Source organism: Hoylesella loescheii DSM 19665 = JCM 12249 = ATCC 15930 (genome assembly GCF_000378085.1).
Classification (GTDB): domain Bacteria; phylum Bacteroidota; class Bacteroidia; order Bacteroidales; family Bacteroidaceae; genus Prevotella; species Prevotella loescheii.
Genome location: NZ_KB899217.1, coordinates 14,572 through 37,315, shown reverse-complemented (window position 1 = coordinate 37,315; position 22,744 = coordinate 14,572). Strand labels below are relative to the sequence as shown.

Sequence of the window (22,744 nt, the reverse complement as noted above, 5' to 3'; positions counted from 1 at the left end):
GCCTATGATGTGCAGTTGGCCTTTAGTAACGGATAAAGTAAAACAACGTTTTCGTTAAGCCAAATGAATAATGCCGAGCTTGCTCGGACATTGTCATGGCGAGAAAACGCACTTTTCGAGGAACGAAAAAAGAACATAATAAACGAACGTGCAATGAAAATACTTGTTATTCTAGCCCTTACGCTGCTTGCCTGCACACGTGGGAGTGCGCAGGCGGATAGTGCTTATCACCAAGAGACACAGGATTTGGTGCAATACCTTGACGTTAGGGACTTTGAGGTGAGCCAAAATTGTTTGGGTGATTATGAGTTTCAGGCCGGCGATAGGTCGATAAGGCAATATGAAATGTATGATTCTGATAAGAAATTTGTTGGTTATGTTGAGGAGAGCAAAGAACTTCACACGCCATATAGCTACTATTACAATTACGACACAAAAGGAAGACTGCGCTACTTGTCCGTGTCTTTCGATGGGGTGAGTATAGGTAATTCGTATCGCTACGACTCGTTAGGGTGCATAACGGAAATAAAAGATTACAGCAGGCCTTATAAGTTTAAGCTGAACAACCTCATTGAGAAGATGAGTAGCGAGTATAGGTGCGACCTGCTGAATAAGAGAAGGCTTGTTAGCGTGCATCGCTCCGAGGGCGAGAGAGACCTTAAAAAGCCCTGGTACTCGGTGTTTTACCTAGAAAATGAACGTTCGCACTATGGCGACAGATACCTGATAGACGGCACAACAGGCGAGACTTTGTATGTGCTAAAACATGAAGAGTGGAATGAATGTGGAAGTGGTGATTTGAGTGATTTCTATACTACGGCGAAAGGTTTGCCCACATCCATAGAAGGGAAGTACCTCTACGAACTGAATAAGAAAAAGCAAGCCCAAAAGAAGAAAGGCGCAAAGAAAAAGGTTGGTAGACGATAACTGTTGGGTTTTGATTTTGGCAAATCATTTGGTAAATGCTGCCCGCATGCGCTCGTTTGGGCAGTGATGGAAGTGCGTATAAGGCTTTGCATCCAAGCATTTAGAGCATGCGTTAAAGTATAAAGTAAATCGGCCATTAGCTTTTCTGCTTATCCTTAATGGGCAAGTAGAAAAGCTAATGGCCGATTGAAGTTGGCCTTTACTACCAAAGTAGCATGGCTATGTGTTCTGCGCTCCCCCTTGAAAAGAGGCATTGGCCTAACTGTTTACACCATCTCCACAAACAGGCGGTGTATAGAAAGGTCGTCGTTCAGTTCAGGATGGAAAGCTGTTACCAGCTGTTTGCCTTGCCTAGCCGCAACGATATGGCCATTAACCTCGGCCAATACCTCCACATCCTTGCCCACATTGGTAATGTAGGGCGCGCGGATAAAGGTCATTGGCACGGCATGGTCTATGCCTTTTACGTTGCTTTCTATATAGAAGCTGCTCAGCTGACGTCCGTATGCGTTGCGGCAAACGGTGGTATCCATCGTTGATATGCGTTCCAGAACGTCGCCCACCACGTGTTTGGCCAGTAAGATAAGACCTGCGCATGTGCCAAAAACGGGCATTCCGTCTTCTATGGCTTGCTTAACGGGGGCGAGTAAGTTCAGTTCGCGTAACAGTTTGAGCATCGTGGTGCTTTCTCCGCCAGGGATGATAAGCGCGTCTTTGGGTTGTTCCCAATCGGCAGCTTGCCTCACTTCGAAACTCTCCACACCGAGTTGCGCAAGCATCTTGCTATGTTCGATGAATGCGCCTTGCAGTGCAAGAATGGCAATTCGCATCGTCTTATTGCCCTCTCTCTGCCATTAGCAGCGCTATCTCTTGCTCGTTGATGCCCACCATGGCTTCGCCTAGGTCTTCAGACAGTTCGGCCAGCATCTTGGCATCGTTGTAGTTGGTTACGGCTTTTACGATGGCGGCGGCACGTTTGGCAGGATCGCCCGACTTGAATATACCCGAACCAACGAACACTCCCTCTGCTCCAAGCTGCATCATCAAGGCTGCATCGGCAGGCGTAGCTACGCCACCAGCGGCGAAATTCACAACGGGAAGCTTGCCGTTCTCGTGAACATAGCGCACCAATTCGTAGGGAGCTTGCATGGCTTTAGCTGCTTCGTACAGCTCGTCTTCGCTCATCGAGGTAAGCCTACGTATTTCGCTTTGCATCATACGCAGGTGGCGCACAGCCTGAATAACGTCGCCCGTACCGGGTTCGCCCTTTGTACGAATCATCGTTGCACCCTCGGCAATACGGCGAAGGGCCTCGTTAAGGTTCTTGGCACCGCAAACGAAAGGTACGTCGAACTTGTTCTTGTCGATGTGGTAAACATCATCGGCAGGCGAAAGCACTTCGCTCTCGTCGATATAGTCTATCTCGATGGCTTGCAAAATTTGTGCTTCGGCAAAGTGTCCGATGCGGCATTTGGCCATCACGGGGATGGAAACGGCCTCTTGAATGCCCTTAATCATCTTGGGGTCGCTCATGCGCGAAACGCCACCAGCTGCGCGAATATCGGCGGGGATGCGTTCCAATGCCATAACGGCACATGCACCAGCAGCCTCGGCAATGCGTGCCTGCTCGGGGGTTGTAACGTCCATGATAACACCGCCTTTAAGCATTTGCGCCAGGTTGCGGTTAAGTTCTTGTCTGTTCTCTTTCATTTTTATTGTTTGTTTAAATGTATTTCTTTTCTAAATTCGCTAGGTGCAAGTCCGTTAATGTTCTTAAAGAACTTGGCCAGATGTGCCTGCGAGCGAAACCCATAGGCGTAGGCAATCTCTTGAACGGTTTTCTGGGTGAAGGCCAACTGCTGCTCAATCTCGTGCGTAAGGTATTCGTCGATGATGGCCTTGGGTGCCTTTCCCGTTATGCGACGCGTTACCTGAGCCAGATATCGCGCGCTAACGTTCAGCTTGTCGGCATAAAACTTCACGTCGCTGTTGGTGCGATGGTGTTGTGTTATCTCGTGGGTGAACTCGTTAAACAGTTCTCCACTCCGACCGATGATGCCCGTATGGTGGGGTTGCAACTGGGCAATGTAGTTGCGTGCGTTTACCACTGCTTCGAAGATGGCATTGCCACCGTTTACGAAAGTGGCGATGGCGGCCGACAGGCTACCACTAAGTCCGTGGCGAGTATTTCCTTCACCCTCTCCGAACAGCGAGGGGAGAAAGGTGGGCTCACCGTCTTTTGCCGTGGCGAACACGTCGGTAAGACTTTGCGGGGGCGTGTGACTGCCCTGTAACAGCACCGCTTGACAACCCCCGGCAAGCAAACTTTTCACCGCAAGGTTTAGGTCGGCTGCCGTGTTAATTGCAGTTTGTGTAAGCCGTTCGGCATCGGCACGCTTCATCAGTACCAGCGAACAGAGGGGCAGCAGACTGCGTCGAACCTCGTCAACAACCTCTTGCGCCATGAGCATCTCGTTTTGCGACGACACGATAACAGGGTCGTAGATAACGTGCTTGGGCTTGTGTTGCCTTAGCAGATGTGCTATTTGGGCCACAGTGTCGGCTCTTCTTATCATGCCAACCTTCACTACGGTGGGCTGTATGTCGTTCACAATGGCCTCTATCTGTCCCTTAACGGTTTCGGAAGGTAGGTCGAAAAACTCTTGAATGCCCAATGTGTTTTGGGCTGTTATCGAGGTGATGGCCGAGAGCGCACGACCTCCTAGGGCGGAAATCGTCTTGATATCTGCCTGTATGCCTGCCCCGCCAGTGCCGTCGGACCCGTTAATGGTGAGTATGGGTGTGACCTGCTGTTCCAATGTTTGCGTTGTTGTCTGTTTCTTTCTGCGGTTTAATGCTTGTTGTTCTCGCGTTGCAAAGTAAACAAAAAAAAGGGAACTACCGAAATATAGTTCCCTTTTTTATAACGATTGTGTCGAAATGTATAAGCACGAAGGGTTGTTGGGGGGATGTGTGAGACCATCACTCAGCCTGCCTTTGTTAAGGCTTCCCCATATTATTATTGCCGTTTTGCTAGATGTTTTGCCTTCAACGTACCAGTACAAGCGGCTTTGTAGTGTGGCTACAAAGGGCTTTGTAGTGCGGCTACAAAAGGCTTGTAGTGTGACTACAAAAGGCTTGTAGTGTGACTACAAAAGGCTTGTAGTGTGACTACAAACGACTTGTAGTGGGGCTACAAACTGCTTGTAGCCAAACACGCAGTTAGTTTCGCCTATAAGCTACTTCTAAAATCGAATGTTTTTTCTTACCATCTGTGGCGAATTAGTCACTTCTTCACTGCCCAATCATCAGCTTCACCACGCGTTGATTGAAGCGACGATAGAAGTAGGGGATGTGGTAAAGCATACGGAAGATAAAGGGGAAACGGCCGTGGTCGTAGTCGCTCATATAGTATTCTTTGTCTAGATGTAGGCGGTTGCTCCATGTTTCCATTTCCTTGGTGTTAAGCACCGACCACTTAAATTCCACTTCTTTATCCATTTTCTTCAACGAGTCGTGTACCTTTGATTTGCCAACAAGCGAAAAAGCCAGCATGTCGAATAGTACAATGGCATTGTCTAGGCGTTGCGCAATGTTGGTGAAGAAGCTCTTAACCGCTTCTGGTTCGAAGTACATCATTACGCCTTCGATGATAATGAGTACGGGTTTGCCAGCGGCTTTCACCTTGTCGCACCACGAGTAGTCGAAGAGCGACTGTGGCAGGAAAGTGTTTTCTTCCGACTCTTGCAGCAGTTTGCGCCTCAGTTCGATGGCTTCGGGCAAGTCAAGATCGTACCAATGGCTCACTTTGGGCTTACCAAGTCGTTCGTATCGGGCATCGATACCAGCCCCCAGCTGTATCACCACAGCGTCGGGATTGTCTTTTAAGAAAGCCTTTGCCTCCATGTCTATGAGGCCAGCTCGTACGCAACAGCCCGATTGCGAGAACGAAGCCTTTTTGAGTTTAGAGAAGTCGTAGTCAATCTTGCCCATCATTTCTACGGCCTTTTCGTCTTTAATCAGTGCGTCGGTGCGTCCTGTTTCGGTTGCCTTAGCCCAAAGTGTGATGAGCATCGTTTCGGGTACGTTGCCCAGTTTACTTTCAATTTTATCGTTCATTGCATGTCGTTTTTATGGCGCAAGTCTTCTTACCTCTTGGCTTGTGCAGTTTTTATTCATAGCAAAGGTAGGCTTTTCTGCTATTGTCGACAATCGCTAAAAATGATGATTTGTAAAAAAGAACGTTGTTTCTACAAGTGATTTTATACCTATAAATGCGTAGGGGGAGGATTGTTTGTTAGGCCGATAAATGTAAATCGGTGTGTTGCGCGAGGCTCGATGGCCTATGGCAACACACCGACGATATAGGGATTACTCTTCGCGTAGGTTGGGGTTGATGTTCTGTTCACTCAGTGGGATAGGCCAACTGTAGTCTTGTGGATTCCTGAAATCGCGCCTTCCCACATACCAACGGAAATGTCCTGTGGGGTCTACCACCTTGGTTGACTTTTCGTATGCAGCCGAATTGGGGTAGGGTGCACCCCATATTGGTCCGTTAAGAACCTCGTGTGCGATGTTCCACCTTAGCAAATCCCAATAGCGTATGCCTTCGTAGGCCAACTCAATGCGACGCTCGTGGCGCAGGATTTCGCGCAGTTTGTTGGCGTCGGTTTCGTTGATGGCAGGCATGTTAACATCGTTACGACCTCTAACGGCATTGATGGTTTGGTCTAATAGGGCTTGGGTGATGGGTTCGCCGTTCTCCAATTGGCATTCCAAGTAGCTAAGCAGCACTTCGGCATAACGTATAATAGGCGTTACGGCACTGTAACTGGTGATGTCTTCGATACGCTCTTCGTTGAAGTATTTACGCCAGAGAAAACCCGTTTTCGATGCTTCGGTGGCATAATCTAGCTTTTGTTTCTTGGCAGCCGACGAGTCGGGCGAGATAATGTAGGTTGTTCCCTTGAAGGTTGCACCATTATAATAGATGGTATAATCTAGTCGGGGGTCGCGGTTTTCACCTAGGTTGTTGGGGTTATAACGCGGGTCGTCGTAGCTAAAAGGCGTGCCATCCTTAAATTCGTAAGCCTCAAACAAACCGCCAGCAGGGTTCGAACTGCTCCATCCGTTGTCTTTGGCCGACATCAGGTGTTGAGGCATTCCGCATCCAAAGTAGTTGGATAAGTAGGCGATGTAGAAGATATTCTCCTTGTTGTCGATACCTGTTTTGGGCCAAAACAGTTCTTGATAACGTGGATGGATGGCGTTTTCGCCCATCTCGATGATTTGTTTGTAAGTCTCTGCGCCATTCTTCCAATCCTTCATCAGCATGTAAGTGCGCCCCAAGAAGGCCAGTGCAGCCTGCTTGCAAGCCCTACCCTTGTCGCTGGCAGGTAGGTTGTTGAATGACGGAAGTACCTCGGCTGCGGCCTTAAACTCGTCTGCGCAAAACTTCAAGATGTCTGCTTGTGGCGTTTTTTTCACGTTATTCGATTCTTCGTTGGTGAGTACGGTCGTCACAAGGGGCACATCTTTGAAGTAGCTGGCCAAGTAATGATACTGTGTAGCCCTAAGAAAGCGTGCTTCGGCTGTCATGCGCACAATGGCAGGCGTTTGTTGTATGGCAGCGATGTTTTGAAGAAAACGGTTGCAGTTTACAATGCGGTGGTAGGCGGCTCGCCAATAAATTCTGATCATGTTGTTATTGTTGAGCAGCTTTCCGCTTGAAATTTGGAAGTAGGGCGCATTTTCCCCGCGTCGGTCGAAACCGTTGTCGGTGAGGTGCTCGGTGTAGAGAAATCCGCCATACGACCAAAAGTCGCTGGGCGCGAACTCCACGCCGTTGGTTATTTCACCACGATATAGCGCGGTGAGTGCCATCGAAGCCCTATTGGGGTCTTTCCAAAATTCGTTGTCGGAGATATTCGACAAGGGCGACCTTTCTAGGCTGCACGCCCCCATTAGCATTGCCAATAGGGTGGCGACGATGATATGGTTGATTTTAATCTGTTTCATAATGTGCCTATAAGCTAAGTGTTAAACCGAATGTGTAGGTGGTTAGGGTGGGGTAGTAGCTGCCCTCGGTTTTCGTGTTTTCGGGGTCCCAACCCTTGTGATAATGGTGGAATGCCAGCGGATTGTCTAGCGAGAGATACATACGCAGCGAGCCAATACCCATGTTTCTGGCCATGTTCTTAGGCAGGGTGTAGCCCAATTGCACGTTGCGCACCTTGAGATAGGAAGCATCGAGCAGCCAATAATCGGACGTGAGCGTGTTTTTGCCTCCGGCATTGCTAGTGGCTTCCAGGCGCGGATATTTGGCATAACGATTGTTTTTCTGCACGTTCCAAGTTTCTTCCATCTGCCATTTCTGTATGTTTCCTTCTTGATTGAAGGCCCATCCTGCATATCGCGTAAGCAAACCTTTTACTTTGGCAACGCCTTGCAACAGCATAGAGAAATCGAATTGCTTGTAGTTGCAGGCCAAGTTTAAGCCAAAGGTGTATTTGGGAATGCGTGAACCAAGGTACACGCGGTCGTCGGGCGTGACCTTATTGTCGCCCGTGAGATCGCGATAACGTATGTCGCCCGCTTTCGAACCACTGGCAATCGCCTTTTGATCTGCCCATGTGTTCACCTCGTCGTCGGTAAGGAATAGTCCGTCGGTTTTGTAGCCGTAGAACATTTCCATAGGATAGCCAATGAAAAGGTCGGTGCCGTTACCCACCATGCCATTCTTTTGTTGCACATTTCCAAGGCCAAGAGTGAGCACCTTGTTGCTAATGATAGAGAAGTTACCGTTAATTTGGTAGCTGAAATCGCCTGCGTGGTTGGTGTATCCCACTTCAAATTCCCAACCCTTGTTCTCTAACGCGCCCGTGTTCACTTTCGAAAGTTTTAGTCCGAAGATGTCGGATACGCTAGCAGCGGGTGTGTATAGCACATCTGTGGTTTTGCGATAGAAATACGTGGCATTGAAGGTGAGGGCATAGTTGAAGAATGCGGCCTCGATGCCTACGTCTGATGTGCGGGTGCGTTCCCATTTTAGGTTGGGATCGGTGAAGGTGGTTATGGCCGCTCCTTGCGTATAAGTGCCGCCAAACACATAGTTGTGCTTGGATTCTAGTTGGTAAACCGTTTGGTAAGGATAGTTACCGATGTTGTTGTTTCCTAACACGCCGTAGCTCGCTTTCAGCTTAAGGTTATTTACGAAATCAAATGCAGGTTCGTCTTTCCAGAATTTTTCTTCGGTTATTCGCCATCCTGCCGACACCGAAGGGAACAAGGCGTACTTGCTATTGGTGGGGAAACGCGACGAACCATCGTAGCGCATGTTCAGTTCGAAGAGGTAGCGTTGGTCGTAGTTGTAGGTTAGTCGACCGATAACCGATTGCAAAGCCCAGTCGTATCCGTCGCCGCTGTTCGTTTGTCCGTTGGCATCGCCCATGCTCAAATATGGCTTATCGTCTGTAGCAATCTTGTTTCGCGAACCGCTAACGAAGCGTTGGCTTTCGTCTTCCCACGTATATCCGGCCAGCAACGATACGTCGTGCCGTTTTATTTTGAGGTTATAGTTGGCGATAAATTGGAAAGTTTTGTAGGCATTCCAAAACATCGTGTTCGTTAGTTTTGAAGGGCCAACCTTTCTACCTTCGGTGAGTTGCAGTTCGTTGCGATAGTGTTTCTCTTCTGTCAAGCCGAAGTTGTAGCCGCCGATGGCCCTTAACGACAGACCTTTGATTGGCGAGAACGTTAGTTCGGCATTGGCTTTGAGGTTCTTTTCGCCCTCGTTGAAGAACGAAGAGCTGTTTGCCCAAGCCACAGGTGTGCCTTGTTGTTTCGGACCAAGGCCCAATTCGCCGTTTTGAAGATAAGTGGGGGTTAGTCCAGGGAAACGTAACGCCTGCTGAATGATGCTTTTCACACCGTCGAAATCAAGCGGACCAGGGGTGGATGGCTCATTGCGGTCTTTCACAGCACCAGCTAATCGTACGTCTAGTTTAAGCTTGTCGTTAAACTTCAGACCGATGTTTGCGCGTCCCGTGTACTTATCCATGTAATTGTTTTTTAGCAAACCATCTTGTCTTAAGTACCCAGCCGACAGCGCATAAGTGATGTTTTGGTTGCCACCGTTCACACTTAGTTCGTGTTTAGTTTGGAAAGCGTGTCCGCCAAGCAACTTTTCAATCATGTTTTCATCAGCGTAGTTGTCGGGATCAGAGCCATCACGGAACTTACGGATGGCTTCTTGCGAGAAGTTTTCTTTGCCAATGGCCATATTTAGATATTCGGCATACTCGTAAGAATGGGCCATTTGCGGCAAAGCTACGGCCTTACTTAGGCCCACCGAACCATTGTAAGTAACCTTTGTATGCCCCATTGCACCCCTTTTTGTAGTGATGAGCACCACGCCATTGGCAGCCCTAGAGCCATAGATAGCTGCCGATGAGGCGTCTTTTAGTACCGAGATGCTCTCGATGTCGGCAGGCATTAGTTCGTAGAAGTTGCCTGGCATACCATCGATAAGCACCAAAGGGTCGGGTGAAGCGCCGAACGAACCCACGCCACGAACGCGAATCGTTCCGCCATCTTGGCCTGGGTTGCCGCTGTTTTGTGTGATCGTAACGCCCGACATTTGGCCCGTGAGCATGTTCGACACGTCTGCCACGCCTCTACTTTCAAGCGCTTTGCTGTCTACCGAGGCGATGGAGCCAATTACGTTCACCTTCTTTTGCGTGCCGTAGCCCACAACCACCACCTCGTCTAGTTTCTCTACGTTGCTCTTTAAGGTGATGTTCATGTTGGATGAAGCCGTAACGGTTTGCTCGGCATAACCAATGTACGACACCACTAGCATGCTCCCAGTGGGAACATTCAGTGTGAAGTTACCGTCGATGTCGGTAACCGTGGCGTTTTTTGTACCTTTTTGAATGACGCTTGCGCCCACAATGGGTTCGCCCTCTTGGTCGGTTATGCGACCTTTGGCCTGCACGTTGCGGTTGTCTTGTGCGTTAACTGCAATAGCGCCATGTACATGCGGCAGTCGTTTTGCTGTTGGTGTTGATGGAAATGAGCCTGTTGGCTTGTCGGCCGTTGAAGTGGCGGCCGCCAAGTTGAGGTTTCCAAGCAATGCAACAGCCACTGTCAAAAGTTTCGTTTGTTTGTTCATTGCTAAGGTTTGTTAAGTTAGAGTATCATATTTACTTTTAGTGTTTGTTCTTGTTTTTGTGTAAGGAAGATTTAGATTACTCCACGCTTTGCCACGTCTTCCACTTTACGTTCCGTGTTATGTAATCGTTCCAATCGTTGCGCATCATCCTTCGAACGATGTTCGGTGATGATTGGCACATTGGATAGAACTAGTTTGATGCACGCGTATATGGTTGACGGGCATGATGATAGACCTCGGTTCATGCCATTTTCAAAGGGTTGTCGATTTCGTTAGTTAAATCAATCAATAAATGTCGAGAGCAAAGATAACGATAATCATCGTAAAAACGTACAAATATGTAAAATAATTTATTGCTAAATGCTTGTTGATTCTTATTTCTTTTGTCTGCTATTGTATAACAACGTGTTAATATATAAGGTGCACGGCCCCATATAAAGCCTTTTTTGTAATACTTGTTATAAAACATGTTTAGGGTAAAATAGGGGCTAAATACACAGCGCTAGACTTATAAAACACTTGATATTCAGAGGTTAAGGGGTTTATTGTGTTTTACGGCATAATGCTTTGGCAGTTATTAAAAAAAGTAGAAAAAGCCCTTTGTACTTGCATAATCGTGGGAAAGTTCCTAATTTTGCATATCAATAAACGAAAAACAGAACGATGATAAATAGGGAATTAATACGTATAAAGATTGTCCAGTTAACCTATGCTTACTACCAGAACGGTAATAGAAATATGGATAATGCTGAGAAAGAGCTGCTTTTCAGTCTTTCTAAGGCATACGACCTATATAATTACCTGCTGGCGTTGATAGTGGCAATCATGCGTGAAGAGAGACATCGTGTAGATATCGCGACACAACAAGCTCAGCGCGAAGGCACAGAGGTGCCCTCGCCGAAGTTCGCGTACAATAAATTCGCAACGCAATTAGAGGAAAATAAGCAACTGAATGACTTCATGGAGACGCTGAAACAGCGTTGGGAAGACGATATTGAAGCCGTTAGGAAACTCTGTAATCAAATCGAACAGTCGGAAATTTACCGCGAATATATGGAGAGCGACGATGATTCGTACGAGGCAGACCGTGAAGTTTGGCGTAAGTTATATAAGCAACTTGTGCAGAACAACGTGGACTTGGATGCCTTGCTCGAAGAAAAGAGCTTGTATTGGAACGACGACAAGGAGATTGTAGACACCTTCGTGCTGAAGACCATTAAGCGTTTCGACCCTGCAAACAAGGCAAAGCAAGAACTTTTACCCGAATATAAGGATGAGGAAGATAAGGATTTTGCTCGCAAACTGTTTCGATCAACCATCCTTAATGCCGATCAGTATCAGCGTTATATGAGCGAGAACTCGCGTAATTGGGATTTCTCGCGGTTGGCTTACATGGATGTGGTTATCATGCAGATTGCTATTGCAGAGATGCTGACATTCCCCAACATCCCAGTAAGCGTAACTATCAACGAATATGTTGAACTGGCCAAGCTGTATAGCACGCATCGCAGTGGCGGATACATCAACGGCATGCTTGACACTATTGCTCGCGGGCTCATTGCTCACGGACAAATGATGAAGGCTATGCCCGATCCACGTCCACGCAAGCACATAGGCCACGACCACAAGAACGGTGAACAAAGGCAGGAACAGCATCCCGCTCACCAGTCGGATGCAAGCGTTGAAGAAGTTGTAAACATCGACAACGAAGCTCATGCTGATGCTGTTAATGGCGACATCCAACCCACCGAGGCTGTGGAAGCAAGAGCAGAGGAGGCCTAGTTCAATAGGTTTTCTCCGTATAAACCAACAACTCAACAATTAAAATATGATTTCAACAACAGTATTGGCTGCTCAAGCAGCTGGCGGCGGTTCTGCCGCACCCATCCTAATGATGGTGGCGATCTTTGCTATCATGTACTTTTTCATGATTAGGCCACAGCAAAAGAAACAAAAGGCTATACGAAACTTCCAGAATGCACTGCAAGAAGGTACACGTGTTGTTACCAGTGGGGGCGTATATGGCGAGGTAAAGCGCATTAATATCGAAAACAACACGGTGGAGCTAGAGGTGGCTCGTGGCGTGGTTGTTACCGTTGATCGCAACTATGTCTTTGCCGACCCTGCTTCTTTGCAGTCTGTCAACACCAAGAACTAGGTAATGAAACCGCTTCGGCTCTTAAAGATCTATTCGATAGTCAGGAGCTTCGTGTTCAGTACTGTGAACAAGGAGTTTCTGATTTTTTTGTTTTTTCTCGGGCTTAGTGGAGGTTTTTGGCTACTCGCCACCCTCAACGAAACCTACGAGAAAGACTTTATCGTGCCCATCCATCTGACCAATTTGCCAAAGGATGTGGTGATAACTTCAAACGACGATGATGTTGTGCGAGTTACTTTAAGAGACAAAGGTTTTACTATCATGGGCTATCTTTACACCGAGCGCTTACGTCCAATTGTGCTTAATTTTGCCAATTACGCCAATAAGTCTCGTGGAAAGGGAGTCATTCCTGCAGCCGACATACAGAAGCAGCTTTACACGCATCTGTCGGGTTCTACCAAAATCGTTGCGGTAAAGCCTGATAAGTTGGAGTTTTTCTTCAACTATGGTGAGAGCAAACGTGTTCCAGTACGCCTTTTGGGAAACATTCAGCCTGGGGATCAGCGTTATTTGGCCAACTATAAGTTCATTCCCGAGTATGTCACTGTGTATGCCCATAACAAGGAGTTACGCAATATCAAGGAGGTGCAAACCGAAGAACTGAATATCGTGAACTTCTCAGACACCATGGTACAAACGGTTGCCCTGCATCGTATAGAGGGCGTAAAGATTGTGCCTTCAACGGTTAGGCTGGCCCTTTACCCAGATGTACTTACCGAAGAAAGCGTAGAAGTGCCCGTCTCGGCCGAGAATCTTCCTGGCGATAAAGTGTTGCGCACCTTCCCCTCGAAGGTGAAAGTGCATTTTATCGTTGGCGTTAGTCGCGTGCGTTCCATAAAGGCAGATGCCTTTAAGGTCGTGGTAAACTATGCCGACTTGGTGAATCAGCCAACCGATAAGTGTACACTTTATTTGCGTAAGGTACCGCAAGGAGTGCGCAAAGCTCGCTTGGAGATCAATCAGGTGGATTATCTTATCGAGCAAAAGTAGGTATTTTCATGAGTTCCCATTCCATTTCTCCAAACCTACGCATTGCCTTGACGGGCGGAATAGGTAGTGGAAAATCGTATGTAGCACAATTGTTGCGAGCTCGTGGCATTGAAGTGTTCGACTGCGATGCATCGGCCAAACGCCTTTTGCGTAGCTCCGAGCCTCTGATGCAAAGCATGCGACAACTTGTGGGAAACCATCTCTATGTCGACGGACGTTTGCAAAAGCAGGTGTTAGCTGCCTATCTATTGGCCTCCGACGAGAATAAGCAGCGTATTAACGCACTTGTTCATCCCGCAGTGGCGCGCGATTTCGAACAATCGGGCTATCAATGGCTCGAAAGCGCCATCTTCTTCGAAAGCGGTTTCGATGCTAGGGTGAAGATAGATAAGGTGGTGTGTGTAACCGCCCCGCTTGAAGTGCGCATACAAAGGGTGATGCAACGCGATGCGCTAGACCGCCAGAAAGCACTCGGATGGATTGAATGCCAATGGCCACAAGAGCGCATTAGGGCGATGAGCCATTTCGAGATAGTGAACGATGGCGTGCAAGATGTGAGCCAACAATTAAACGAATTATTAATACAACTAACAAACGCATAAACAGAAAAACAACATGTTACAGACAATTCTTTCTATCTCAGGGAAGCCTGGGCTATACAAACTTGTATCTAGCGGAAAGGCTTCGCTCATCGTTGAGGCTATAGATGAAACACACCGTCGCATGCCTGCCTTCGCAACCGATCGTGTAACGAGCCTTACCGACATTGCCATGTACACCGATTCAGAGGATGTACCCTTGTGGCAAGTGCTTAAAAACCTCGGCGAAAAAGAACAGCTCAAACCTTGTTCGCTAAACTACAAGAAAGCATCGGGCAAAGAGTTGCGCGACTTTTTCGGTGAAGTGCTTCCCGCATTCGACCGCGACCGCGTACACGATAGCGACATTCGTAAGCTCATTCAATGGTACGACATCTTGGTAAAGAATGGCATTACCAATTTCGAAGAGGCTCTTAAACCCAAGAATGGAGAAGAACAGGCTGCCGAACAACCTGCGGCTGAATAAACCGCGGGTATAATTTATGACTTTGCGAGTTAGTGAGTTATTGAGTTAATGGGTGTTTGAATTTACGAGTTATTGAGTTCTTAAGATTGTTAGTTAATGGGTTGGCCTGCTGATGTACTTGCAAATGCGATTGCAGACTTATGCGTGTGTCCCCATTACCCAACGAACGTATAAAGCTAAGAACATCACTTACTCGGTTATTCCCCACAAACTCAATAACTCACAAACTAATAAACTCACAAACTAATAAATTCAATAATTCACCCACTTATAAACTTATTCACTCACAAACTCACTCATTCACGAACTCAAAACTCCATGCTCCAACTATTTTGTGCCGCTTTGGGTGGCTTTTCCGATAACATTTGGTTAAACGTGCTCTTTGTTTTAGTAGGTATAGTGCTTGTATTATGGGGAGCCGATCGACTTACGGAGGGTGCGGTAGGTTTGGCCGAACGTATGAAAGTGTCGCAAATGGTAATCGGACTGACCATTGTAGCCATGGGAACATCTATGCCCGAGTTTTGCGTGAGTTTTGTGTCGGCACTGAAAGGCACACCCGATTTAGCCGTTGGAAACATTGTTGGTAGTAATGTTTTCAATAGTTTGCTCATTGTGGGTGTGGCTGCCATGCTGGCGCCAATGACCATCTTGAAGACCACCGTGCGCAAAGATATCCCCTTTGCAGTATTGGCTTCGGGTGCGCTATTCCTGCTTTGTCTTGACGGCTACATTAGTCGTGTAGATGCAGGTTTCCTACTTATCTTGTTTTTCTTCTTTATGGGTTTCACCCTTACTACGGCAAAGTCCGACGAGGGTACGCAAACTGAAACGAAGAAACCCATAAAACCCCTTGTGGCAACAGCTTGGTTGCTGGTTGGGTTGGGCTGTTTGGTGCTTGGCAGTAACCTCTTTGTGGATGGTGCAACCACCGTTGCCAAGACCTTGGGCGTAAGTGACGCCATCATTGGACTAACTATTGTGGCAGGCGGAACATCGCTTCCCGAACTGGCAACAAGTGCTGTGGCTGCCCGTAAGGGTAATAGCGGCATTGCTATTGGCAATGTGCTGGGCTCTAACGTCTTCAATATCCTGCTAATATTAGGTGTAACGGGCGTTATCTCGCCCATGACTATACAAGGAATAGGTATTGTAGATCTCTCCGTTCTTCTTGGTTCGATGGTGTTGTTATGGTTTCTTTCGTTCACCAAGTACACCATTTCTCGCCTCGAAGGTGCCCTCCTCACTTCTACCTATATTATATATATGGGTTATCTTATTATGCAAGCGGTGAAATAACGAACAAAAAAAACGGCCCATTATCTTTCTTATTTCTGTACTTTTGACTAACTTCGTGGCGTTAACAACTATTTGTTTAATCCATTAAAAACAATCAAACGTATGAGAAAAAGTTTGTTACTTTCATTACTACTTTCATTATTGTGTGCGCTCAGTGTATCTGCAAAGAAGTCGAGCAACATTAAATGCGAACTAATTCTAAACGACGGCAAGAAGGTAGAAGGCTGGTTGGTGAAAGAGAAAAGTTCATCTTATGGGCCATACATGGTTAAGAATGCCACCGATGTTGTTGTTGCATCTTCGGCCGAAAGCAAAGACGGCACCAACTACAATGCCGATGACGTTAAAGAAATGAAGCTTACCGACGAGACAAGTGGCGAAAGCTTGGTGTATAAGTCGCTTCATGCCGTGAAATCTTTCACTATGCCCAAGAGCATGAGTCCCTCGCCAAAGCGGTATTTTTGGTTGGTTATGTACGAGGGAAAGAAGGTTACGGGTTACATCTCTATGGCTTCAACTCGCGTTATAACGGGTGTTAGGAGTAGTTTTACCGAACGTTCTTTGCCTTTCAGCTATTCCGTAGATGGTGATAACATTGCCGTGACTTACCATGTGCCGATGGGTGGAACGGTGATAGGCAAACAGGCCGACTTGAAACGCATGTTCGAACGTTTCCCACAGATGGAAGAATACATCGACAGCAAGGAATTTGACTTGAAGGCTTTTAAGAAGAATCCGTTTATTTTGCTCGAAAAACTAGACCAGATACTTACATCTGGCAAGTAAGTGATGTAACTGAACGCTTGGCTTAGGCAGTTAATTCTCCAAGCCAAGCGTTTGTTTTATCTCATTTATTCAGCTACATGTGGCTAAATCTGCCAACAAACCTGTCTGCGCTGGAGAAGTTTGTGAACTTCCAACCGTCGTTAACTCATTAGCTAGTTATCTTGTTAACTTGTTTACTCGTCAATTCGCCATCTTGTTAACTCGTAAACTTTTCCACTTGTTCATTAAAAAAGGACTTGTTAAGCAAGCAAGTTACGTAACCTCATGATTTGAGGTGAGTAGCTCGCGAGCCCACAAGTCCTGTTAATGTGCTATTAAACCTCTGGAACCGCTTTAAGGCTTTGTGCAATGCTTTCTTCTGAAAGCGAATAGTTGTGCAGGTCGCCATTGAGGTATTGGTCGTATGCGGTCATGTCCATTAGTCCATGTCCCGACAGCGCAAACAATATAACACGCTTCTCACCACTTTCCTTACAGCGTTTCGCTTCGCGTATAACGGCAGCGATAGCGTGGTTACTTTCGGGTGCAGGGATGATACCTTCCGTGCGAGCAAACAACGTACCCGCCTCGAACGTTTCAAGTTGGGGTATGTCTTCGCCACGCATCAAGCCGTCTTTTATAAGCTGCGATACAATCACGCCCGCTCCATGGTAGCGCAATCCGCCTGCATGAATGTTTGCAGGCTTGAAATCGTGGCCCAATGTGTACATGGGCAACAATGGCGTATAACCAGCTTCGTCGCCGAAGTCGTACTTAAATACGCCCCGCGTAAGTTTGGGACAGCTGTCTGGTTCGGCAGCAACGAACTCGGTGGTTTTACCCTCCAAGATGTTGTGTCGCATAAAGGGGAAGGCCAAACCGCCAAAATTGCTGCCTCCACCAAAGCAACCTATCACCACGTCGGGGTATTCCTCGGCCATGGCCATTTGCTTTTCGGCCTCCAATCCGATAATGGTTTGGTGCAGCGTAACGTGGTTGAGCACCGAGCCTAATGTGTATTTGCAGTTGGGTGTTGTGGTGGCTAACTCCACCGCCTCGCTGATGGCGGTGCCAAGCGAGCCTTGATGTAGTGGGTCGCGCGTGATAATGTCTTTACCTGCCCTAGTAGACATCGATGGCGAACCAGTGACAGCCGCGCCGAAAGCACGCATCACGAGTGAGCGATAGGGCTTTTGTTGCATCGAAATCTTCACTTGGTACACGGCAGCCGACAGTCCGTACACGCTGGCAGCATAGCTCAGGGCTGCTCCCCACTGTCCTGCGCCGGTCTCGGTAGTAACGTTTGTAACGCCTTCTTGCTTGCAATAGTAGCATTGAGGCAAGGCTGAGTTCACCTTATGCGAGCCCAATGGGTTCACACTTTCGTTTTTAAAGTATATGTGTGCGGGCGTTCCGAGTGCCTCTTCCAAAGCGTATGCTCGCACAAGCGGTGTTGCGCGATAGTATTTGTATTTTTCTTGCACCTCTTCGGGAATGTCAATCCATGCGTTTTTGGTGTCAAGTTCCTGTTGGGCACATGCCTTACAGAAGATGTGAGCAAGGTCGTCCACGCTCACGGGTTGTTTTGTTGCGGGGTTTAGTGGTGGCAAGGGCTTATGCGGCATATCGGCTTGAATGTTATACCACTGCTTTGGCAAGTCGCTTTCTTGCAATAAAAATCTTTTTTGTCTGCTCATAATTCTGAGTGTTTAGTTGTTGGTGGCGTATTTTATAACCCACGTGTGTGTAACAATTCAAGGCCTGCCATACAATGGTATCGCCCTTTTGTCTTGCAAACTTATAAAATATCATCGAAAACAGCAAACCTTAAGTCTTATTTTAAGTCTATTCCTTAGGTTATCCCCCTTGCAACGGGCTTGCAAGTTATCCAAATATATTTGGTGAAGCGCGTGTAAGTAGCTCTATTCTGTGTAATTTCGAAAAGTTAAAAAAACATAGCTTTACTTATAATTGCAGGGTATGTAGATGCCTCGACATGGCTTTTGCCTATCTTTGCACGCACAATCAACTAAGAATAAGATTATGAAAAAGATTAAAGCTTTATCTTTACTGGCAGTAGCCCTTTTGGTTTTTGGTACATTGTTTACTAGTTGTCGTAAAGACGACGGTATGATAGAAGATCAGCAGCCCAACACAATTAGCTACTCTAGGGGTATATTCCCCATAGAAAGTGCAACCATTGAGGACCGGGGCGCAACCTATAAGATTAGGTTGGAGGTTAATTCTAGAGATATAGACGTAACCTTGGTTTATCCCAAGAATAGAATTGGCAAAAGTGTAGACCTGTCTCAGAGAGGCTCGTGGGAGTTTGATGGTGAAGATATTGATGTTAATGGTTCAAAGGTGGCTTTGGCCGAAGGCAGCTACATTGCTGTGGATAAATACTCCAACGGCTATATTTGGCTTTCGTATAGAGTACGACAGGTAAATAAAAATGGCGTAAGAGCAGAACGAGGAAACTATTCTGGTCCGGTATATGTTAGGGCATCATAAGGACGACTGATAAAAAAGTTTAGGCGTATAGGCCCTTACAAACGGCATTTTATCATGCACGTGCATGGCCTGCCATGGCGCTTTGATTTAAGCTTAATCGGCCATTAGATCTTCTTCAAACCATTATGGCATTGAGAAGAGCTAATGGCCGATTGGTGTTTATATGGCTCGCAAAATCTGCGTGTTCGCCAGGTTGTGTCACACACGTATGTTTGCGTCCATGCATAGGGTAGGGCATGTAAAGTGTGACTTGCACTGGCTAATCGTTACTCCATGCCCTATTTACATCATTTTTTATGCCCACGCGTTCAGATAGATAGTTTCTCCTATTCATAGATTTATGCTTTCAGCCACGATGAGATATGCCCTAGCGATGAGCTTTCTAGTAAGACGCCTTGTTGCATGTAAGATGGAACCGTGTTCCATGCCATCTGGAATCTTGTTCCATATAAGCTGTAACACTGTTCCATGTCATCTGGAACAGCAGTACAACATAGCTTAATGCTTCTGGATGACGAATTAACGTGTTATTTAAAATAAGTCATAAGCATTTCACTTAATAATAAGCATGGGGCTGTAGGGTGCTTGACGTAGATGGGTTTAAGGATAGGGGTATAATGTTGTGAATATAAATTGGAGAAATATGCTTGCACAATCATTGGGAAATGTTTACCTTTGTCCATCAAAACTATTGACAACCGTAAATGGTATTAATGTTTAGCCGTATCAACTTGTTCTAACAGGTGAGAGGGTTAAACAGTCAGCCTAAATCATAAAATACACTGAGCAGTAAAAGTCGGACATATACCTTATGATACATTTCAATAAACTTGCCGCAACGTTGTCGGTAACTCTTGCTCTGTTTGCTACTATAAACAGCGCGGATGCACAATCGCACAACCTACAGGAGAAGGTGAAGAACTATTTCCTGCAAACTTTAAAGGCAAAGCAGAACGCAGCGCTGAAGAGTAAGGCGAACTACACTCGCAACACGAACGATGCTACCAAGATACAAAAGCAATTGAAGGACAACGACGTAGTTAGTAGCAAGGAGATGGTGTGGAGTGCTTGGTGTGAGGCCAATCGCGAATTGCAGGAAGAGAAACTCATAAAGCCCGAAAGTTTGCAAAATGGTGGTGGTGCATCATGGAGCCTACCACAAGAATTGGAACCGAATGCGGTTATGCCCTACTACTTTGGCTCAAAAGGTAAGGCGGATGGGAAGATGCCGCTTTTCTTATATTTGCATGGTTCGGGTCCAAAAGAACAAGAGTGGCAGAATGGGTTGATATTGGGAAACTTGTTCCAAGATGCTCCGTCGCTTTATTTTATTCCCCAAATACCCAACGAGGGCAACTACTATCGTTGGTGGCAACTATCTAAACAGTTTGCTTGGGAGAAACTTATACGACAAGTTCTTGTTGACGGAGCTGTTGACGCCAATCGCCTTTACGTGTTTGGCATATCCGAAGGTGGTTATGGTAGCCAACGGCTAGCCTCATTCTATGCAGACTATTGGGCTGCAGCTGGTCCGATGGCCGGTGGTGAACCTCTAAAGAATGCTCCTGTTGAGAATTGTGCCAACATGGGTTTTTCTTTTCTCACAGGTGCAGACGATACGGGATTCTATCGTAATATTCTAACCCACTACACACAAGTTGCTTTCGACTCTGCACAATTGGTGCGTCCCCTTTCGGCAGACAATCGTCCGCTCTTTCGGCATCGCATCAATTTGCTTCCAAATATGCAGCATAGAATAAACTATAGCCTAACAACCCCATGGCTCAAACGCTTTGTTCGGAATCCGTATCCTAAGACCGTTCTTTGGGAAGATTTTGAAATGGACGGCCGTCGACGTTCGGGTTTCCACAACCTACAGGTTCTAGTGTCTCCATCGGAGCATCGCACTTATTATGAGATGATGATTAATGACAATGTCATTACAATGAATATCAATGATGTGGAATACACAACTGTTGAGAAGGATAAGCAGTGGGGCATTGAAATGAAGTTCAACCGTTCTTATAAGAAGTCTAAAGGCGGAAAGCTGCGCATATATCTTAACGATCAGCTTGTGGATATGAACAAGGCTGTAACGCTCATCGTAAATGGCAAACAGCTTTACCGCGGTTATGTGAAGCCTACTTTGCAGGACATGATTAACAGCTGCACAGAATACTTCGACCCATGTCGAATTTTCCCTGCATCTATTGAGGTGGGCTATTAATTCGTTTCGTCATAATTCCACTGCATTGAAATGAGAAACTTACCCTTGCGCATAGGACATTCTGTAAGCTATGACGGTGTAAAAGTAGAGGCTATAACACATTTCATGACATTAAACATGAAATGAGTTTAGGTATAAATACAGATAATCATTTAAAATTTTAGACATGAATAAATCAGTAAAAACACGTATCGAAAGCGATTTGCTCGGTTCGAGAGAAGTACCCGAAGAGGCTCTTTATGGAGTCCAAACACTCAGGGCTTTGGAAAACTTTCCAATAAGCAACTTCAAACTAAGCCAGTATCCTTTGTTTATCAAAGGTCTGGCTATCACTAAGATGGGAGCAGCCGAAGCCAATCACCAACTGGGTCTGCTCACAGACGATATGGCAAAAGCCATCAAGACGGCGTGCCAGGAGTTGATAGACGGCAAGCATCACGAACAGTTCCCGATAGACATGATTCAGGGCGGAGCTGGCACGAGCACCAATATGAATGCCAACGAAGTAATTGCCAATCGTGCTCTGGAACTTATGGGATATAAACGGGGCGATTACGCACACTGTTCTCCTAACGACCACGTAAATTGTTCGCAATCCACCAACGACGCTTATCCTACAGCCATACATATAGGTCTGTATTACACATATCTGGCTCTCGTGCCGCACTTCGAAGAGCTTATCCGTTCGTTCGAACGTAAGGCAAAAGAGTTTGCAGGCGTCATAAAGATGGGACGTACACAATGGCAAGATGCCGTACCTATGACTTTGGGTCAGACCTTTGCGGGCTTTGCAAGCATCTTACGCAACGAATTGCCACACCTCGAAGCTGCTGCACGAGAACTCCTGACTATCAATATGGGAGCTACTGCTATCGGTACGGGTATCTGTGCCGAACCGGGATATGCCGAAAAGAGCACGGCGGCTATTGCCAAGATAACAGGGCATAAATACATTTTGGCAGACGACCTTGTAGGAGCCACCTCCGATACTTCTTCACTGGCAGGCTACTCATCGGCTCTGCGTATGATAGCTCTGAAGATGAACAAGATATGCAACGACCTACGTCTGCTCTCGTCGGGTCCCCGCTGTGGACTTAACGAGATAAACCTGCCTCCGATGCAGCCGGGTTCGTCCATTATGCCAGGCAAAGTAAATCCCGTCATACCTGAGGTGATGAATCAGATTGCTTATAAAGTAATCGGCAACGACCTCTGTGTGGCTATGTCGAGCGAAGAGGCTCAGATGGAACTCAACCCGATGGAACCTGTTATAGCTCAGTGCTGCTTCGAGTCGTCAGAAATACTGATACAGGGCTTCGATACACTTCGTATCCGCTGTATCGACGGTATCACCGCCAACGAAGAGGTGTGCCGCAACTACGTACACAACAGTATCGGCATCATAACGGCTCTGAACCCTGTGATAGGCTACAAAAACTCGACAAAGATAGCAAAAGAGGCTATCGAAACGGGACGCAGCGTGTATGACCTTATTCTCGAACACGACATATTGTCGAAAGAAGACCTCGATACAATAATGAAACCCGAGAATATGATAAAACCTGTAAAACTCGGTATAAAACCTAAGAAATAAGTATTTGTTGTTTTGGGTTTAGTAAAAAAGAGA

At 46.7% G+C, this 22,744-nt stretch carries 18 protein-coding genes; 11 read left to right on the top strand and 7 right to left on the bottom strand.

Annotation, left to right across the window (positions count from 1 at the left end):
* Positions 1–153 precede the first annotated feature (153 nt).
* Positions 154–927 carry a hypothetical protein gene (locus F453_RS0109145; protein ID WP_234398495.1) on the top strand — a complete coding sequence of 258 codons (774 nt, stop codon included), beginning with the start codon at positions 154–156 and terminating at the stop codon, positions 925–927.
* A 266-nt stretch (positions 928–1,193) separates the two neighbouring features.
* Here the strand turns inward: F453_RS0109145 and pdxT are convergent, their stop codons facing one another.
* The 6 genes from pdxT to F453_RS0109115 all read right to left on the bottom strand — a co-directional run bounded on the left by pdxT (position 1,194) and on the right by F453_RS0109115 (position 10,099).
* On the bottom strand, positions 1,194–1,757 hold the full coding sequence (gene pdxT, locus F453_RS0109140) for a pyridoxal 5'-phosphate synthase glutaminase subunit PdxT (protein ID WP_018967751.1): 564 nt from the start codon (positions 1,755–1,757) through the stop codon (positions 1,194–1,196).
* Between the two features lie 4 nt (positions 1,758–1,761).
* Entirely contained in the window at positions 1,762–2,637 is an 876-nt protein-coding gene (pdxS, locus tag F453_RS0109135; RefSeq protein ID WP_009236169.1) for a pyridoxal 5'-phosphate synthase lyase subunit PdxS, read from the bottom strand.
* A gap of 2 nt (positions 2,638–2,639) precedes the next feature.
* Positions 2,640–3,746 carry a hydroxymethylpyrimidine/phosphomethylpyrimidine kinase gene (locus F453_RS0109130; protein ID WP_018967750.1) on the bottom strand — a complete coding sequence of 369 codons (1,107 nt, stop codon included), beginning with the start codon at positions 3,744–3,746 and terminating at the stop codon, positions 2,640–2,642.
* A 475-nt stretch (positions 3,747–4,221) separates the two neighbouring features.
* Positions 4,222–5,046 carry a class I SAM-dependent methyltransferase gene (locus F453_RS0109125; RefSeq protein ID WP_018967749.1) on the bottom strand — a complete coding sequence of 275 codons (825 nt, stop codon included), beginning with the start codon at positions 5,044–5,046 and terminating at the stop codon, positions 4,222–4,224.
* Between the two features lie 252 nt (positions 5,047–5,298).
* The gene (locus F453_RS0109120; protein WP_018967748.1) at positions 5,299–6,945 is read right to left on the bottom strand and encodes a RagB/SusD family nutrient uptake outer membrane protein; all 1,647 of its coding nucleotides are present in this window, start codon (positions 6,943–6,945) and stop codon (positions 5,299–5,301) included.
* A 7-nt stretch (positions 6,946–6,952) separates the two neighbouring features.
* On the bottom strand, positions 6,953–10,099 hold the full coding sequence (locus tag F453_RS0109115) for a SusC/RagA family TonB-linked outer membrane protein (RefSeq protein WP_018967747.1): 3,147 nt from the start codon (positions 10,097–10,099) through the stop codon (positions 6,953–6,955).
* Positions 10,100–10,762: 663 nt separating this feature from the next.
* Between F453_RS0109115 and nusB the strand changes: the two genes are divergently transcribed.
* The 7 genes from nusB to F453_RS0109075 all read left to right on the top strand — a co-directional run bounded on the left by nusB (position 10,763) and on the right by F453_RS0109075 (position 16,397).
* Complete coding sequence (gene nusB, locus F453_RS0109105) at positions 10,763–11,881, top strand: transcription antitermination factor NusB (protein ID WP_018967745.1); 1,119 nt, start codon at positions 10,763–10,765, stop codon at positions 11,879–11,881.
* A 46-nt stretch (positions 11,882–11,927) separates the two neighbouring features.
* Positions 11,928–12,257 (top strand): preprotein translocase subunit YajC, encoded by a 330-nt coding sequence (gene yajC / locus F453_RS0109100; RefSeq protein WP_018967744.1) that lies wholly within the window; start codon positions 11,928–11,930, stop codon positions 12,255–12,257.
* Positions 12,258–12,260: 3 nt separating this feature from the next.
* Positions 12,261–13,247: a CdaR family protein gene (locus F453_RS0109095; protein WP_018967743.1), complete on the top strand. Its 987-nt coding sequence runs from the start codon at positions 12,261–12,263 to the stop codon at positions 13,245–13,247.
* Positions 13,248–13,255: 8 nt separating this feature from the next.
* Entirely contained in the window at positions 13,256–13,849 is a 594-nt protein-coding gene (gene coaE, locus F453_RS0109090) for a dephospho-CoA kinase (protein WP_018967742.1), read from the top strand.
* A gap of 13 nt (positions 13,850–13,862) precedes the next feature.
* Positions 13,863–14,312 carry a DUF5606 family protein gene (locus F453_RS0109085; RefSeq protein ID WP_018967741.1) on the top strand — a complete coding sequence of 150 codons (450 nt, stop codon included), beginning with the start codon at positions 13,863–13,865 and terminating at the stop codon, positions 14,310–14,312.
* Positions 14,313–14,630: 318 nt separating this feature from the next.
* The gene (locus tag F453_RS0109080) at positions 14,631–15,611 is read left to right on the top strand and encodes a calcium/sodium antiporter (protein WP_018967740.1); all 981 of its coding nucleotides are present in this window, start codon (positions 14,631–14,633) and stop codon (positions 15,609–15,611) included.
* Positions 15,612–15,713: 102 nt separating this feature from the next.
* Positions 15,714–16,397, top strand: coding sequence for a hypothetical protein (locus F453_RS0109075; protein WP_025790032.1), 684 nt, complete (start codon positions 15,714–15,716; stop codon positions 16,395–16,397).
* A 314-nt stretch (positions 16,398–16,711) separates the two neighbouring features.
* Here F453_RS0109075 and F453_RS0109070 read toward each other — a convergent pair whose 3' ends face one another.
* A complete protein-coding gene (locus tag F453_RS0109070; RefSeq protein ID WP_025790033.1) occupies positions 16,712–18,073 on the bottom strand; it encodes a TrpB-like pyridoxal phosphate-dependent enzyme in 1,362 nt (453 codons plus the stop codon).
* Positions 18,074–18,419: 346 nt separating this feature from the next.
* Between F453_RS0109070 and F453_RS0109065 the strand changes: the two genes are divergently transcribed.
* The 3 genes from F453_RS0109065 (at position 18,420) to F453_RS0109055 (ending at position 22,711) form a co-directional block, all read left to right on the top strand.
* On the top strand, positions 18,420–18,890 hold the full coding sequence (locus F453_RS0109065) for a hypothetical protein (protein ID WP_018967736.1): 471 nt from the start codon (positions 18,420–18,422) through the stop codon (positions 18,888–18,890).
* An 811-nt stretch (positions 18,891–19,701) separates the two neighbouring features.
* A complete protein-coding gene (locus tag F453_RS0109060) occupies positions 19,702–21,117 on the top strand; it encodes a hypothetical protein (RefSeq protein ID WP_018967735.1) in 1,416 nt (471 codons plus the stop codon).
* A 166-nt stretch (positions 21,118–21,283) separates the two neighbouring features.
* Positions 21,284–22,711 (top strand): aspartate ammonia-lyase, encoded by a 1,428-nt coding sequence (locus F453_RS0109055; protein WP_018967734.1) that lies wholly within the window; start codon positions 21,284–21,286, stop codon positions 22,709–22,711.
* Positions 22,712–22,744: the final 33 nt, after the last annotated feature.